The sequence below is a fragment of the Desulfosporosinus sp. genome (genome assembly GCF_014237355.1).
In the GTDB taxonomy this organism is placed as follows: domain Bacteria; phylum Bacillota; class Desulfitobacteriia; order Desulfitobacteriales; family Desulfitobacteriaceae; genus Desulfosporosinus.
The window spans coordinates 1-13,377 of sequence record NZ_JABZFS010000063.1; the positions used below are offsets into that span (position 1 = coordinate 1).

Genomic DNA, 13,377 nt, shown 5'->3' on the forward strand with positions numbered 1-13,377 from the left:
CTCCAAAAAAAGTTATTTCACTTCTTCTAGAAGAAGATGATTGACTCATGATTTATTTTGAAACTCTTTCGAGTCTCTCTCATTGGCTGTCCTTGTTGTTTAGTTTTCAAAGACCAAAGACCATCATTTTTTCTTGCCCCGTTTGGGGCCGGAATCATATTTTAGCATTTTCAACTTGCGTTGTCAATAGCTAATTTTTCCAAGAGCTTTACCTCTTACTTCGTGACTCTATGGCTGTTTAGGCCGGAGTTATATATTAGCATTTCCAACTCACGTTGTCAACAGCTAATTTAAAACTTGTTCGATTCTTGTCTTCTTAGCCTGCTTCTTGGCCGGATGCTTATATTAGCATTTTCTACTTGGGTTTGTCAACAACTAATTTTGAATTATTCGGAGTCAATAAAATGCTTTGTTGATGCGCTTATTAAGTAAGTTCAATACTATTTAGGTAATTTCCCTAAGGCCTTCCACACATAACGATGACATTTATGTGGCAATGACGGCTCAGCAAACATTAATATACAGTGGTTATAGATCACATTAATTCCGTTCTTCTTGCAGAAATCAATTGCGCCCTTGGATTCAGCGCCTTGCTGCAACCAGATATGATTAATTCCTGCAGCAAATGCATCTTTAACTACTTGTTCCGTCTGATTTGGCGGAACTACAATCACAACTCCATTCACTTGCTGCGGTAAAGACTGAATGTTAGCAAAGCAAGCTTCCCCGTCAATGCGGTCGGTATAAGGGTTAACAGCAGACAACTGGTAACCTTTGGACTTTAGAACTTTGTATAACTTATTTGAAAACTTCTTTTCGGACCTAGACACACCAACAACAGCTAACTTTTTTTGTTCCAGGAACTTTGTGATTCCTGCCATTGTAACCAAAACAATTCCTCCTTCATATGTTCGCGAGTGAAAAACTAACATCTTCTTTAAAGCAAAAAGAGTGCGATGATCACAAGGGCGTTGGCAACTGTTCCTACTTTGGCTGCCGGCCACCAAATAATGACTAGGATTTGCGATAGGATTGCCGCTCCTGCAGCCACTGCTTTCCACCACGGTTGACCGGTAACCAAACCTACCGCGGCTACCAAAAACACGACCACCGCCAAGAGCCATAGGACTCCTAGTAAAGGTTTTATGAATTCCGAAATTGGTACCAGGGTTTGGGCGGAAAGACCCTCTATCTTGGAGAGTCCCAACTCGTTAACCCCACCCATCAGGTGAATTAGTCCGTGCAATACCATAACTACTGCAAAGAAATACTTCATGATAATCTCCCCCCATTGAAATCTTTTGTATCTAGCTTACTAAGGAAACTATTTTTCACCAACCTTTACTAAATCAATTCTCACCGCCATTTCGTCTGCTCCCCGCATTAATTTATACATGGATTCCTTAAGGTTCAGTACTTCCTCTCCCGATAAATGTTGGAACAACTCTTCCAGATTTGCTTTGTCAACGTCTACTCTAGCTTGCCAAAGGGATTGACTTTGAGCCGTTACAGAAAGCCGGGTAACCCTTTTGTCTTTTGGATCCTTTTCTAGCAGCAGGAACCCGCGTTTTTCTAGGTTTAGGGCAATAGCCTTTATATTTTGATGAGATGTAGATAACTGTCGAGCCACCTCTTGGATCGATGGTTTGCCCTGTAGAATACCTTCAACCGCAGCAAGCACAAGCCACTGCTTTGCAGTAAGGTTTTCCGCTGCAAGAATCCGGTCAAAAGTGGCTTCAAGCCTTCTTTCTAACAAGAAAATAAGTGCGAAACATTCATTCATCTCAGGTTGCCACGTACGTATCTCCATCATGGATTTACTCCCTCCGAAAAATAGGTAATACAGTACCTTTTTTAGGTATTATATTACCTATTAATTAAACCGTCAATATAAAATATATTCAGAAGTTCCATCAGTTTGCTTAAATCACTTTAAAACCACTCTTTCAATATACTTTACTGCCTTTTCAAGCCCTTTTTCAGATTCAATAATGTTTTTGATTTCTTCAGCCTTCCTTATATATTGATCATTTTCCATTTCTTTAAGTGATTCTACCAAATTAGATGTTTCAAGATTCTTTTCCTTCAAAGGACTTATGGTATACCCTTTTGAATAAAGTCTCTGTGCCCAAAACGGTTGGTCTACTGTAAATGGCATAATTAACTGAGGTGCCCCGCTAAGAAGTGCTTCAGACGTAGTGCCAACTCCACCATGATGAATGATAGCTTTAGCCTTTCTAAATATAAGTCGGTGAGGTGCTTGATTCACAGTAAAAATCTTCTCTTCATTTTCAAAAGCCATTCCACTTGTTCCGGTTAATACAACAGCCCTGTTTCCAGTTTCTTTTAAAGCTTTAATAACCTTATCTTTAAATAACGTTGGATTTTTTAGAGGCATGCTACTAAAGGACACAACAATAGGTTTCTCACCACTTATCAAAAACTTCTCCAACTCGTCATTAAGTTCGACTTCACCTAAATCCAAGAAGAAGAATCCAGGAAGAAAAACCTTATCCCTCCAGCTTTCAACTTCTTTAAAAAGAAACGGACTAATAGGATATACGATTGGAATACTCTTACCGTTCACCTTAAACGCAAACTCTCCTGATTTTCTCTTTAATAGCTGTAGTGACTTCTTTCTAAAATCGTTAATTTCTTTCATATTAAGACGCTTCCCCAAGGGAAGTCGCTTTATATGAAAGTTTATTTAGAAATGGTCCAAAATTTCTCTTACTAGATACGACAATGCTGGGGAAGTCAGGAATTGGGTAAACAATTGGAATCGGAGGCATGCAAATACAAGGAATGTTCAAATATGCGGCAATATCCACTGCCCCGAGTGCTTTAGGGTGGTAAATGATAAGGTCTGACCCTTTTGAGGCATCTAAAAAATCATCCATACTTCTTCTGTAGGCAGGTGTGATAACCTCTTTCGCATAGTTTAACATCTTAAGAATATTATATTGTCCACCATTAAAAACCTTTCTTCCTTCCTCGCTCTCCAGGATAGCCATCAAGTCTGCTGTTGCCTCATGAAAGCCCACGTCATTTTCTAATATAAATCCTCTAAAACTTGCGCCAGTACATACTAAGGCTTCATGCCCATTTTTTACAAGTTCCTTAGCAAGGGCAACGTATGGCTGAACATCTCCTCTGCTGCCTAAGGTTAAAAATACTACTTTCATGCTTAGTGCTCCTTTAGAGAAATTTGATAGTAGTTCCTTAAATCTATCTCACTATATAGTTTTGTGAATTTCGTTAACAATTAGTCATATTCCACTATCCACTAACTATCATCTCTCATGTAACTCACAGGGTAGTATTAAAAAATACAACCCTGTGGGTTCATATTATTGCGGACAAATTTACTAATCATTGAATTACTTACCAATGAAATTTTAGTTAAAGTACTTTATATTTAACTATGTTAAATAGTTTAAGGATAAAAAATTTTATGAGGTGATTCGATGACGGAAAAAGCAAATTTACAACCAATAGAAGCAAAAATTGAAGAGAACGTTATCGATCATTACATTACTCGTCTGGAAGAGGCATGTTATCTTGCCATAAGTAAGTTATCCCCTGAGATGTCAGACTACTTAGACAAGGGCCTAACCAATGATCAATTCTTTGTTTTGAGAATTCTTTCTCAACGAGGAAGTTGTACAGTTTCAGAGCTTGCTAAAGAGCATAGGGTGAATCCTGCGGCTATTACGGCTATGATGGATCGCTTATCGAAACATGATTTGATCCTTAGAGAACGGGACACGAAAGATCGCCGAACGGTCAATATTCGGTTATCTGATATGGGCCGCCAAGTGTTTCTTCAATCGGAGTCCCAACGCAAGCAAATCTTCAAACAATATTTTTCCCAGCTTGAACCCGAAGAAATGAAAGCCTTGGTCGTCGTTACCGAAAAACTTGCCAAAATTGTACTCAGTAAGGAGGGGGAATAAGCACATGAATCTACCGAAGTTTTCAGTTCGTAATCCAATTACAACCATTATGATGATGTTACTTGTCGTTATTCTTGGAGTTGTTTCGGTTTCAAATCTTAAACTAGACTTAATGCCAAATATTAACCCTCCTGTCCTAGCAGTCATTACTAATTACCCTGGAGCGGGTCCTGAAGAGGTCAAAGAAATGGTTACAAAACCAGTGGAAGAAACAGTCAGTACCACACCAGGTCTAAAATCACTCCAGTCAAGCAGTCGCGCCAATACATCATTAGTTATCTTACAATATGACTGGGGAATGGATGTATCCGAAGCGAGAGAGGATATTACCTCGAAGCTCAATCAATTGAACCTTCACAAGGATATCGGACAACCTATGATCGTCAAATTCGATCCGACCATGCTTCCAGTAATGCAGCTTGCCGTTGCTTCCGGCCAAAGCCTAGAGGAGATTCAGACGATTGTTAATCATGAATTATTACCTCAGCTGCAAACTATTGAAGGGGTTGCCAGCGTCACAGTTGCTGGAGGCTTCAACGAAGAGGTTTTGATCCACTTAAACCAGGATAAATTAAACCAAACGAATCTTACCCAAGAAAAAATAACCCAACTGATTCAGGCAAATAACTTAACCTATCCTGGTGGAGTTCTAACCCAGGACAATAAAGAGTTAAATCTACGAGTCATCGGTAAAGAGGACTCCATCGATACCCTGCGACAGTTACCGATCAGTATGATCCCTGAAGGGAATGCTGTAAACGTCGTGACCTTAGCAGATGTCGCTAAAGTCGAAATGGTGAAGAAAGATATTAATTCCATAGCTCACACCAATGGTAAAGAAAGTCTAATGATCAGTATCCAAAAAGAAGGAACCGCCAATACCGTTGAGGTGACCAAGGAAGTTGGAGTGGTCATCGACAGCTTTAAGCAAGATTATAAGGCAATGGAATTCACAGTATCTGCTGACCAAGGAGAAATTATCGGACAGTCCATCGGAAATGTCTCTTCTTCCTTACTCTTTGGCGGGGCATTTGCCATTATCATGATCCTACTCTTTTTGCGATCAGTCGGTTCAACCATTATCATAGCCATTGGAATCCCTTTTTCCGTGATTGCCACCTTTGCAATGATGTATTTCTCTGGGCTCACCCTTAATATCATGTCCCTTGGGGGCTTGGCCTTAGGAGTAGGCATGCTCGTCGATAATGCTATTGTCGTTATCGAGAATATCTATCGTCATATCTCCTTAAATAAGACCAGAATTACCGCAGCCATTGATGGTACCGTTGAAGTTGCTGGAGCAATAACCTCATCGACTCTCACGACAGTTGCCGTGTTCCTTCCCATTGTCTTTATTGGGGGATTAGTCGGGGATTTGTTTAAAGAATTAGCCTTAACAGTAACGTTCTCCTTGCTTGCCTCTCTTGCTGTGGCCTTAACCGTCATTCCCTCTTTGGCTGGAATGCTCATAAAGGTAAAAAACGTAAAACAAACTAAGGAAAATAAAATCTACAAAAATGTCATTACTTGGGCATTAGACCATCGTCTAGTTACCGTGGTTCTTTCCCTGGCGCTTCTTATAGGATCCGTTTTCTTGATCCCGAGAATCGGTACAGAATTCATTCCAGCCCAGGATGAAGGAATATTTAAGATTGATGTAAGCCTTCCACAAGGATCAAACCTTTCCAGTACCTTGAAAGTCGTCGAGGAAATCGAAACGATTACTATGAATGTTACAGATGTGGAAATTGTTACAGCTGTAGTGGGTAACGCTAATCCTTCGATGAACTCCGGGGGAAATGAAACAGCTTCCTTGAATATTACCCTCATTGATAGCGACTCAAGGACAAAACCGACTGATAAAGTCATGAATGACCTAAAGGATAAACTCAGTAGTACTATTTCAAAAGAAGTACACTTAGACTTTAATCTTAGTAACTCAATGGCAGCCATGAGTGGACAAACTTCTGCCGCAGAAATTTTGGTGACAGGCCCTAATGCTGCTCAAGTGAAGGAATATGTTGCGGAATTAAGTACCCGTCTCAAGACTATTAAAGAAGTCACGGCGATCTCTGATAGTATGGAAGTTGGCAAAAAAGAGTATCAGTTTATCGTTGATAAAGAAAAGGCTCTAAAAAACGGTTTAACCACGCATCAAATCGCGACGTTTGTTAACCAATCAATTCAAGGCCAAGTTGCCACAAAGTTAAGCAATAGCGGCGTTGAAAAGGATGTTCGTGTAAAAGTCGAGGGTCTTAATAACTCGAAACAAGCAATTGAAAATCTAAAAATCACTAGTCCTTTAGGGACAAAGATCGCCCTTAAAGACCTTGGAGCGGTGGTTGAAGGTCAAAGCCCCATGACGATCTCTAGGGATAATCAGCAAGATGCTACAACGATTTATGCTAATTTCGAAAATACGGATATGGGAACCATTAGTGGTAAGATTCAAACCGAAATCGATACTATGATTCAGGACTTAAGTATTAACGAAACTATGTATCCGATAAAAATGGTTGGCGGAACCGAAATGATGAACGATGCGTTTGGTAGTCTAACCCTAGCTATGATCCTTTCAGTCGTGTTCGTTTATATGATTATGGCAAGCCAGTTTGGATCCCTAATTCATCCGTTGATTATCTTAGTTACCTTACCACTTGCAATGATTGGGGTCACCGGAGCGTTGCTCTTAACAGGGCAAACCTTTGGTATCACAGCGTTTATGGGGATTATTATTCTTGTGGGAATTGTCGTCAATAATGCAATTGTGTTTATTGATTATGCGAATAAACTCATCAAAGAAAACTTGCCTGTACGTGCTGCTCTTATTAAAGCAGGAACGACCAGACTCCGGCCGATTCTTATGACAGCATTGACCACGATGTTAGGTCTCTTGCCTTTAGCAGTAGGGTTAGGGGAAGGAACCGAAATCCAAGCTCCCATGGCAATCGCCGTTATTGGTGGATTATTGTCCTCAACAGTTCTAACGCTCATCGTCGTGCCTGTTGTTTATAGCCTCTTAGAGAGCCTTAAAGGAATTCGAAAAAGAATAAAACTCGTCATGCACACATTAAAAGAGGTAGAAGCTGAAATGATTACAGCAAAGTAGGAGAAAGGCACATCTCTTGTGAGAGATGTGCCTTTTGCTTTCACTCTTCACTTGTGGCATACTTGATCCTGCAGTATTTCCTGTCAAATGATGCGACGTATCTATAATTTGTTGAAAGAAGTGATGATTTTGAATAGAACATAAAGCTGAGGGAGAACTTATTGTATGTATTCGCTTATTATCGGTATTCAAAAAGAGAGGATGTTGAAGAAAAATGGAAAATCGTGAGCAATGGGGAACAAGGGCTGGGTTCCTTTTAGCAGCCGTTGGATCCGCAGTTGGTCTAGGAAATATTTGGCGTTTTCCGTATGTGGCCTATGATAACGGCGGAGGCGCATTTTTCATTCCCTACTTATTTGCACTTTTAACCGCCGGAATTCCACTTCTTATCATGGAATTCACCATGGGTCATAAATATCGGGGTTCTGCGCCATTGTCTTACGCACGCATGCATCGGAGAACAGAGTGGATTGGTTGGTGGCAAGTAGGCATAGCCTTTGTAATCTCTACCTACTATTCAGTTATTATTGCTTGGGCATTGGCCTACACCTATTTCTCAATAGGTTTACAATGGGGAAACGATACGGGTGGATTCTTAATGGCAGAATACTTACAGCGTGTCGATATTGTTAATGGCGGGGCCATTGGTTCGGTAGGATCGATTGTTCCAGGAGTTTTTATTCCTTTGGTGCTCGTATGGGTTATTGCTTTAGGAATACTGTTTAAAGGTGTTAAAAAAGGGATAGAAAAAGCCAATCGTATTTTTATTCCAACCTTACTGATTATGTTTTTGATGATTGTTATTCGTGCACTTACCTTAGAGGGAGCTGTTCTTGGTCTCGAAGCATTATTCAAACCAGATTGGAGCAAAATTACCTCTTCAGAGGTTTGGATCGCTGCCTATGGTCAAATTTTCTTCAGCCTATCCATTGCATTTGCAATTATGATCACTTACTCTAGTTATTTGCCAAGAAAATCAGACATTAACAACAATGCATTCATCGCAGCCTTTAGTAATTCAAGTGTTGAGCTTTTAGCAGGCTTTGGTGTGTTTGCCGCTTTGGGATTTATGGCTACACAAGCAAATGTTCCTATCGAAGAGGTAGCCACGGCCGGTATTGGCCTAGCGTTTGTCGTCTTTCCAGAGATCTTAAACTCGTTTCCAGGTTTAAATGGACTTTTTGGAGTTTTATTCTTTGGTTCGTTAGTTTTTGCAGGCCTATCCTCCTTAATTTCAATTATTGAGACGTTTGTTGCCGCGGTAGAAGATAAATTCAAAGTGTCACGTACAAAGGCGGTCATGCTTGGTGGTGGTCTTTCCGCAATGATTTCAATTTTGTATGCAACGCAAGGAGGATTATTCTTCTTAGATGCAATAGACTACTTTATTAATAACTTTGGTGTTGCATTGGCCGGACTGGTATCCGTCGTAACAGTCGCTTGGTTTTTAAAGAAGTTATCACCATTACAAGATCATGCCAATCAAATTTCGGATTTACGTACGGGTTTATGGTGGAAGATTTGCTTAGGTGTTGTTACTCCGGCAGTATTAGGCTATATGTTTATACAAAATCTCGTGAATAACATCAGAAATAATTATGAAGGTTATCCCACGACATTTCTTCTTTATTCAGGTTGGGGAGTAGTAATTGCTACGATTCTGATTGGTTTTGTCTTAGCATCTCTTAAGTGGGCAGAGAAGGATTTGGATATAAAAACATACTCTCAAGGCGAAGGAGCGGATGACTAATGAGTAGTACTGCCATAGTAATGATGTTTATCGGTATCATCGTCATATGGGGCGGACTTGCAGCAAGCATTTGGCATGCTGTAAAATCTAACAAACAAAATGGCTGATAAAGTCCCAGGAAGTACCACAAAGTGTAATTGACTTTGTATATGCGAACATGATAATCTTTCAAAGGATAAGAAAATTGCATTATAAAAGGGAATCCTGATATAAAGAGGAAAGGCTGGAGGAGATGGATTTAACCACGGTATTATTCAGTTTTTTTGGGGGGCTGGGACTTTTCCTATTTGGCATTAAATCAATGTCAGAAGGGTTACAAGCCGTAGCCGGAGATAGGTTAAGGGTTATCCTCGAAAAAGGGACCAAAACCCCACTTCGTGGTGTTTTAACGGGCACAATTGTCACAGCATTGATCCAAAGCAGTAGTGGTACTACTGTCCTAGCGATTGGACTCGTTAACGCAGGATTGTTGACACTCAGACAATCTATTGGAATTATTATGGGAGCTAATATCGGAACGACCCTTACGGCTTACATCATTGGTTTCAAACTTGAATCCTATGCATTACCTATTATTGCAATGGGAGTTTTCTTTCTCTTCTTCTTCAAAACAAAACGAATAAACTATGTTGGACAAGTACTTCTAGGATTTGGTCTTCTCTTTTATGGAATGGATGTCATGGGGGATGGGTTAAAACCCCTTCGAAGTTCCCCCTTCTTTATTGGTTTGATGGGCGATGTTGAAAATAACCCTCTCCTTGGGGTCCTTATCGGAACAATCTTCACAGTTATTGTTCAGAGTAGTAGCGCCACCATTGGTGTCTTACAGGAGCTTGCAAATCAAGGTGTCATTTCTTACTCTCAAGCAGTACCCATTTTATTTGGCGATAACATTGGGACAACCATTACAGCAATCCTTGCTGGAATTGGAGCTTCCGTCGCGGCCAAAAGAGCAGCCACCACTCATCTAATCTTTAATCTAATTGGTACAGCTATCTTTTTACCTCTCTTCCTGGTAGGAATTTTTCCCAAACTTGTTATTTTATTAACTAACTATATTTATATCCTGATTCCTGGTTTTGAGGGAACTTGGGATACGCTGGGAATAAAACTTCAGATAGCTCAAACTCATGGTGTCTTCAATCTTTTAAATACTTTTATTCAATTGCCTTTCATTGCACTTCTTGCGAGTATTGTCACTAAACTAGTTCCCGGGGAACAAGACGTTGTAATTGAAGCAAAACCTAAATATTTAGAACCTCGCTTTTTAGGGAATCCTTCTGTGGCCCTAGCCAATGCAAGTCGCGAGACCTTGCGGATGGGTAAAATGGCTAGTGATGCCTATGAAAATTCAAAACTCTACTTTTATCATCGTAACCAGCAAAATAAACAGTTAACGGTTCAATTTGAAGATGCAATCGATCAACTTGAAAACGAGATTACGGACTATGTCCTAAAAGTATCATACGGGAAAGTTCTCACATCTGAACAAACGGATCAGAGTTATCGTATTCTTCAAGTAATTGGTGACATAGAACGAATAGGAGACCACGCCACTAATCTCGTGGAACTTACTGATTATGCTAACGAATCTAAATTTAAATTCTCAGAGCAAGCCAATAATGAACTTATGAATATGTTTGAGAGAGTTCAAGAGATCTATACGATGTCCTTAGAAGCCTTAAAAACAGATGATATTGCTCTATCTGAAAAAGTCCTTAAATATGATGATCTTATTGACGATTTAGAAGTCTATTTGCGTTTGGGGCATATTGAACGCCTCAGTCAAGGGACTTGTCACGGAAGCTACAGTGCCACCTTCCTTAACATCATTAGTAATCTTGAACGTATTGGCGATCACTCTGTAAATATTGCAAAATACACTCTTTTACACAGGCAAAATTAATACTATTACTCACCATAGGGTTGAATTTCAGTGCATATTTCTGAAATTCAACCCTTTTTGTTAACCCTTGTTATGAACTCACGATTTGCAGAGATTCCTTTAACTTTTCCGACGATCGTATAAACAGTTCCCTCTCTAATGGATCCATGCTTACTTGGAGTCGGCTTTTAATCCCCCTTTTCCCCAAGACGCAAGGCACGCTAATCGCGGTACCCAAACTCCCATATTGGTCATTTAGATAACTGGATACCGTAAGGACTTTTTGTTCGTCCCGTAAAATCGATTGAAGGATATAAGTACAGCTTAACCCGATACCGTAATAAGTAGCTCCCTTACGGTTTATAATCTCATAGGCTGCCTTGCGTACTTCGGAGGTAATTTCTTCCTTCCAAGACTGATTATTAGTGCCAATAGCATTTTCACAGTGAATTAAGGGACTTCCGGCAATACTAGCTGAACTAAATAGAGGCACTCCCGAATCCCCATGCTCTCCGATTACGTAGGCATGTATACTACTCGCACTAATTCCATATCGTTGACTTAGAATATAGCGAAAGCGCGCCGTATCAAGGATCGTACCGGACCCGATCACCCGTTCAGGCGGAATCTGACTATGCTGACTGGCCAGTGTTGTTAAGACATCGACAGGATTAGTCACTATAATGAGGATAGCATTTTTTTCGTATTGTTCAATTTCCTGCAGGATCGACAGTAATATTTTTGAATTCTTTTGAACGAGGTCCAACCTTGATTGACCCGGTTCTTGATTAGCGCCTGCCGAAATCACAATAATCTCGGCACCTGCACATTCCTCATATCCCCCTGCTCGAATTGCAACCGGAGGAACAAAGGGCAATCCATGACTTAAATCCATAACCTCGCCTTCCGCTTTTTCCCGATGGATATCCACCATAACTAGTTCCGTGCATAATCCTCGAATCAACGTCGCATATGCGATACTAGTCCCCACGAATCCACTTCCGATTATGACAACTTTGCTGTCATGAATGCTCATAAAAACACCTTCCTTTATCCCTTAGGATACCAAAGGAAAAACTACTTATGCGGAAACCCTATCCAAATAGCCCTTGCAGATATTGTTTTGTTTCTTCTGCTTGGGGGTTTTTGAAAAACGCCTCTGTATTACTCATTTCCATGAGCTTTCCTCCTAGAAAAAAGGCAGTACAATCTGCAATTCTTTTGGCTTGCTGTAAGTTATGAGTAACAATAACGATGGTATAATCCCGAGAAAGATTAACGATCAGATCCTCAATTATTTTCGTATTATGGATATCAAGGGACGAACAAGGCTCATCCATTAATAAAACCTTAGGTTCCACACATAAGGAGCGTGCAATACAGAGTCTCTGTTGTTGTCCACCTGAAAGCTTTAGAGCGGACATTGTTAAATGATCCGCTACTTCCTCATAAAGTCCACACAATCTTAACTTAGCTTCAATAGTCTTTTCTAAACTTACCTTATCTCTAACGCCATGATATTTCAGAGCATAGGCTAGATTATTATAAATAGACATGGGAAAGGGTGTAGGTTGTTGAAAAACCAGGCCAATGTCCTTTCTTAATTTTACTAAGGGTTTTTGATAAATGCTTTCCCCCTCGAAAAGCACTTCACCAGAAACTCTTACTTGCTTCTCTTCCTCAATGAGTCTATTTATCGTCCTAAGCAAGGTAGTTTTACCACAACCGGATGGCCCGATAATTGCTGTAATTTTATATTCAGAAATAGTTAAATTAATCTTTTTTAGTACTTCCATAGTCCCAATAGCGACACTTAAATCCTTAAGTATTAGATGATGTTTCATCGCTTTCCCCTCATTCCCAGTAAAGTTGGTACTGCTGCTAATAAATTAAGGAGTAAAACTAAAATCATTAAAACAAAAGCGGTACCATATGCGTTTTCTAAAGAGATTCCTTGCCCTATTAAAACATAAAGGTGATAGGGCAAGGACATAAAAGGAGAAGCTATGGATTTTGGCACAGGAGCATTCATCATGCATCCTGTGAGCATAACAGGAGCAGCAGCTCCCATGGCAAAACCTGAGGCCAGGGTGATGATTGAAAGGATCTGTTTACTATACATCGGCATAAGCAAGTTAATGATGGTATAGGATTGATTAATTCCTAAAGAAGCTGACGCTTCCAAAAGCTGTTTATTGGTCTCTAGAAATAGCTTTTGGAGCCTAATTTGAATAAAGGGGAAAATCATAATCGCTAGAGTTAGGCCAGAGGCCAGAATCGATAACCCAAGCTTTAGCTTAATAACTAAAAAAGCATAACCGAAAAGTCCCAATACAATGGAAGGAATACCAGCAATACATTGAACAATGAGGTTTATAACTAGCTTAATTCTTTCGTGGCGACAGTAAAAAACACTATAGACTGCTGTAAAAAAGGCAAGGACCGTGGCAAAGAAACTGGCAATCAAAGTAACCAGTAGACTGCCTATAACTGCTGGCCAGATGCCTCCTGCTGAACCCACGGGAAAACCCGCAGGTTTAGCTAGAAGGAAATTAAGGCTTATAACTCCTTGAGCTTTTATGAAAACGAAACCCAATAAAAAGAATAATAGGCCAATTGAGAAAACCGTGCTTAAGACAGTCCAACACCTCAGTGAAAAATCGATCCTCTTCATATT

13 protein-coding genes are annotated in these 13,377 nt (G+C 40.0%); 5 read left to right on the top strand and 8 right to left on the bottom strand.

The genetic code is table 11. The features are described 5' to 3' along the window. Nucleotides 1-440: 440 nt before the first annotated feature. From HGJ98_RS13975 to HGJ98_RS13995, 5 genes are all read right to left on the bottom strand, one after another. A complete protein-coding gene (locus HGJ98_RS13975) occupies nt 441-881 on the bottom strand; it encodes a CoA-binding protein (protein ID WP_291352058.1) in 441 nt (146 codons plus the stop codon). A gap of 56 nt (nt 882-937) precedes the next feature. After that, complete coding sequence (locus HGJ98_RS13980) at nt 938-1,276, bottom strand: hypothetical protein (protein ID WP_291352025.1); 339 nt, start codon at nt 1,274-1,276, stop codon at nt 938-940. 48 nt (nt 1,277-1,324) lie between these two features. Then, nucleotides 1,325-1,810: a MarR family transcriptional regulator gene (locus tag HGJ98_RS13985; RefSeq protein ID WP_291352026.1), complete on the bottom strand. Its 486-nt coding sequence runs from the start codon at nt 1,808-1,810 to the stop codon at nt 1,325-1,327. A gap of 117 nt (nt 1,811-1,927) precedes the next feature. Further along, nucleotides 1,928-2,662, bottom strand: a complete 735-nt coding sequence (locus HGJ98_RS13990; protein WP_291352027.1) for a glycosyltransferase — start codon at nt 2,660-2,662, stop codon at nt 1,928-1,930. Between the two features lies 1 nt (nt 2,663). After that, nucleotides 2,664-3,185 carry a glycosyltransferase gene (locus HGJ98_RS13995; RefSeq protein ID WP_291352028.1) on the bottom strand — a complete coding sequence of 174 codons (522 nt, stop codon included), beginning with the start codon at nt 3,183-3,185 and terminating at the stop codon, nt 2,664-2,666. A 282-nt stretch (nt 3,186-3,467) separates the two neighbouring features. Here HGJ98_RS13995 and HGJ98_RS14000 point away from each other — a divergent pair, with 282 nt between their 5' ends. From HGJ98_RS14000 to HGJ98_RS14020, 5 genes are all read left to right on the top strand, one after another. After that, nucleotides 3,468-3,956, top strand: coding sequence for a MarR family winged helix-turn-helix transcriptional regulator (locus HGJ98_RS14000; RefSeq protein ID WP_291352029.1), 489 nt, complete (start codon nt 3,468-3,470; stop codon nt 3,954-3,956). 4 nt (nt 3,957-3,960) lie between these two features. Continuing rightward, entirely contained in the window at nt 3,961-7,065 is a 3,105-nt protein-coding gene (locus tag HGJ98_RS14005) for an efflux RND transporter permease subunit (protein WP_291352030.1), read from the top strand. Nucleotides 7,066-7,279: 214 nt separating this feature from the next. Then, nucleotides 7,280-8,815: a sodium-dependent transporter gene (locus HGJ98_RS14010; protein ID WP_291352031.1), complete on the top strand. Its 1,536-nt coding sequence runs from the start codon at nt 7,280-7,282 to the stop codon at nt 8,813-8,815. Beyond that, complete coding sequence (locus tag HGJ98_RS14015) at nt 8,815-8,922, top strand: methionine/alanine import family NSS transporter small subunit (RefSeq protein WP_291352032.1); 108 nt, start codon at nt 8,815-8,817, stop codon at nt 8,920-8,922. The genes HGJ98_RS14010 and HGJ98_RS14015 overlap by 1 nt, the downstream gene beginning before the upstream one ends. A 125-nt stretch (nt 8,923-9,047) precedes the next feature. Beyond that, nucleotides 9,048-10,721, top strand: a complete 1,674-nt coding sequence (locus tag HGJ98_RS14020) for a Na/Pi cotransporter family protein (RefSeq protein ID WP_291352033.1) — start codon at nt 9,048-9,050, stop codon at nt 10,719-10,721. A 70-nt stretch (nt 10,722-10,791) separates the two neighbouring features. Here HGJ98_RS14020 and HGJ98_RS14025 read toward each other — a convergent pair whose 3' ends face one another. From HGJ98_RS14025 to HGJ98_RS14035, 3 genes are read right to left on the bottom strand one after another with little or no spacing between them, the layout of a single operon-like run. Further along, nucleotides 10,792-11,736: an L-lactate dehydrogenase gene (locus tag HGJ98_RS14025; protein ID WP_291352034.1), complete on the bottom strand. Its 945-nt coding sequence runs from the start codon at nt 11,734-11,736 to the stop codon at nt 10,792-10,794. Nucleotides 11,737-11,794: 58 nt separating this feature from the next. Continuing rightward, the gene (locus HGJ98_RS14030; protein ID WP_291352035.1) at nt 11,795-12,544 is read right to left on the bottom strand and encodes a phosphate ABC transporter ATP-binding protein; all 750 of its coding nucleotides are present in this window, start codon (nt 12,542-12,544) and stop codon (nt 11,795-11,797) included. Next, the gene (locus tag HGJ98_RS14035) at nt 12,541-13,374 is read right to left on the bottom strand and encodes a PstA family ABC transporter permease (RefSeq protein WP_291352036.1); all 834 of its coding nucleotides are present in this window, start codon (nt 13,372-13,374) and stop codon (nt 12,541-12,543) included. Before HGJ98_RS14035 ends, HGJ98_RS14030 begins: the two co-directional genes overlap by 4 nt. Nucleotides 13,375-13,377 lie beyond the last annotated feature (3 nt).

What these genes read in the sequence shown, in the direction of transcription:
- HGJ98_RS13985 (WP_291352026.1), bottom strand. Translation starts at nt 1,810, where the DNA reads ATGGAGATACGTACGTGGCAACCTGAGATGAATGAATGTTTCGCACTT.
- HGJ98_RS14000 (WP_291352029.1), top strand. Translation starts at nt 3,468, where the DNA reads ATGACGGAAAAAGCAAATTTACAACCAATAGAAGCAAAAATTGAAGAG.
- HGJ98_RS14015 (WP_291352032.1), top strand. Translation starts at nt 8,815, where the DNA reads ATGAGTAGTACTGCCATAGTAATGATGTTTATCGGTATCATCGTCATA.
- HGJ98_RS14035 (WP_291352036.1), bottom strand. Translation starts at nt 13,374, where the DNA reads ATGAAGAGGATCGATTTTTCACTGAGGTGTTGGACTGTCTTAAGCACG.
- HGJ98_RS13980 (WP_291352025.1), bottom strand. Translation starts at nt 1,276, where the DNA reads ATGAAGTATTTCTTTGCAGTAGTTATGGTATTGCACGGACTAATTCAC.
- HGJ98_RS14005 (WP_291352030.1), top strand. Translation starts at nt 3,961, where the DNA reads ATGAATCTACCGAAGTTTTCAGTTCGTAATCCAATTACAACCATTATG.
- HGJ98_RS13975 (WP_291352058.1), bottom strand. Translation starts at nt 881, where the DNA reads ATGGCAGGAATCACAAAGTTCCTGGAACAAAAAAAGTTAGCTGTTGTT.
- HGJ98_RS14025 (WP_291352034.1), bottom strand. Translation starts at nt 11,736, where the DNA reads ATGAGCATTCATGACAGCAAAGTTGTCATAATCGGAAGTGGATTCGTG.
- HGJ98_RS13995 (WP_291352028.1), bottom strand. Translation starts at nt 3,185, where the DNA reads ATGAAAGTAGTATTTTTAACCTTAGGCAGCAGAGGAGATGTTCAGCCA.
- HGJ98_RS13990 (WP_291352027.1), bottom strand. Translation starts at nt 2,662, where the DNA reads ATGAAAGAAATTAACGATTTTAGAAAGAAGTCACTACAGCTATTAAAG.
- HGJ98_RS14030 (WP_291352035.1), bottom strand. Translation starts at nt 12,544, where the DNA reads ATGAAACATCATCTAATACTTAAGGATTTAAGTGTCGCTATTGGGACT.
- HGJ98_RS14010 (WP_291352031.1), top strand. Translation starts at nt 7,280, where the DNA reads ATGGAAAATCGTGAGCAATGGGGAACAAGGGCTGGGTTCCTTTTAGCA.
- HGJ98_RS14020 (WP_291352033.1), top strand. Translation starts at nt 9,048, where the DNA reads ATGGATTTAACCACGGTATTATTCAGTTTTTTTGGGGGGCTGGGACTT.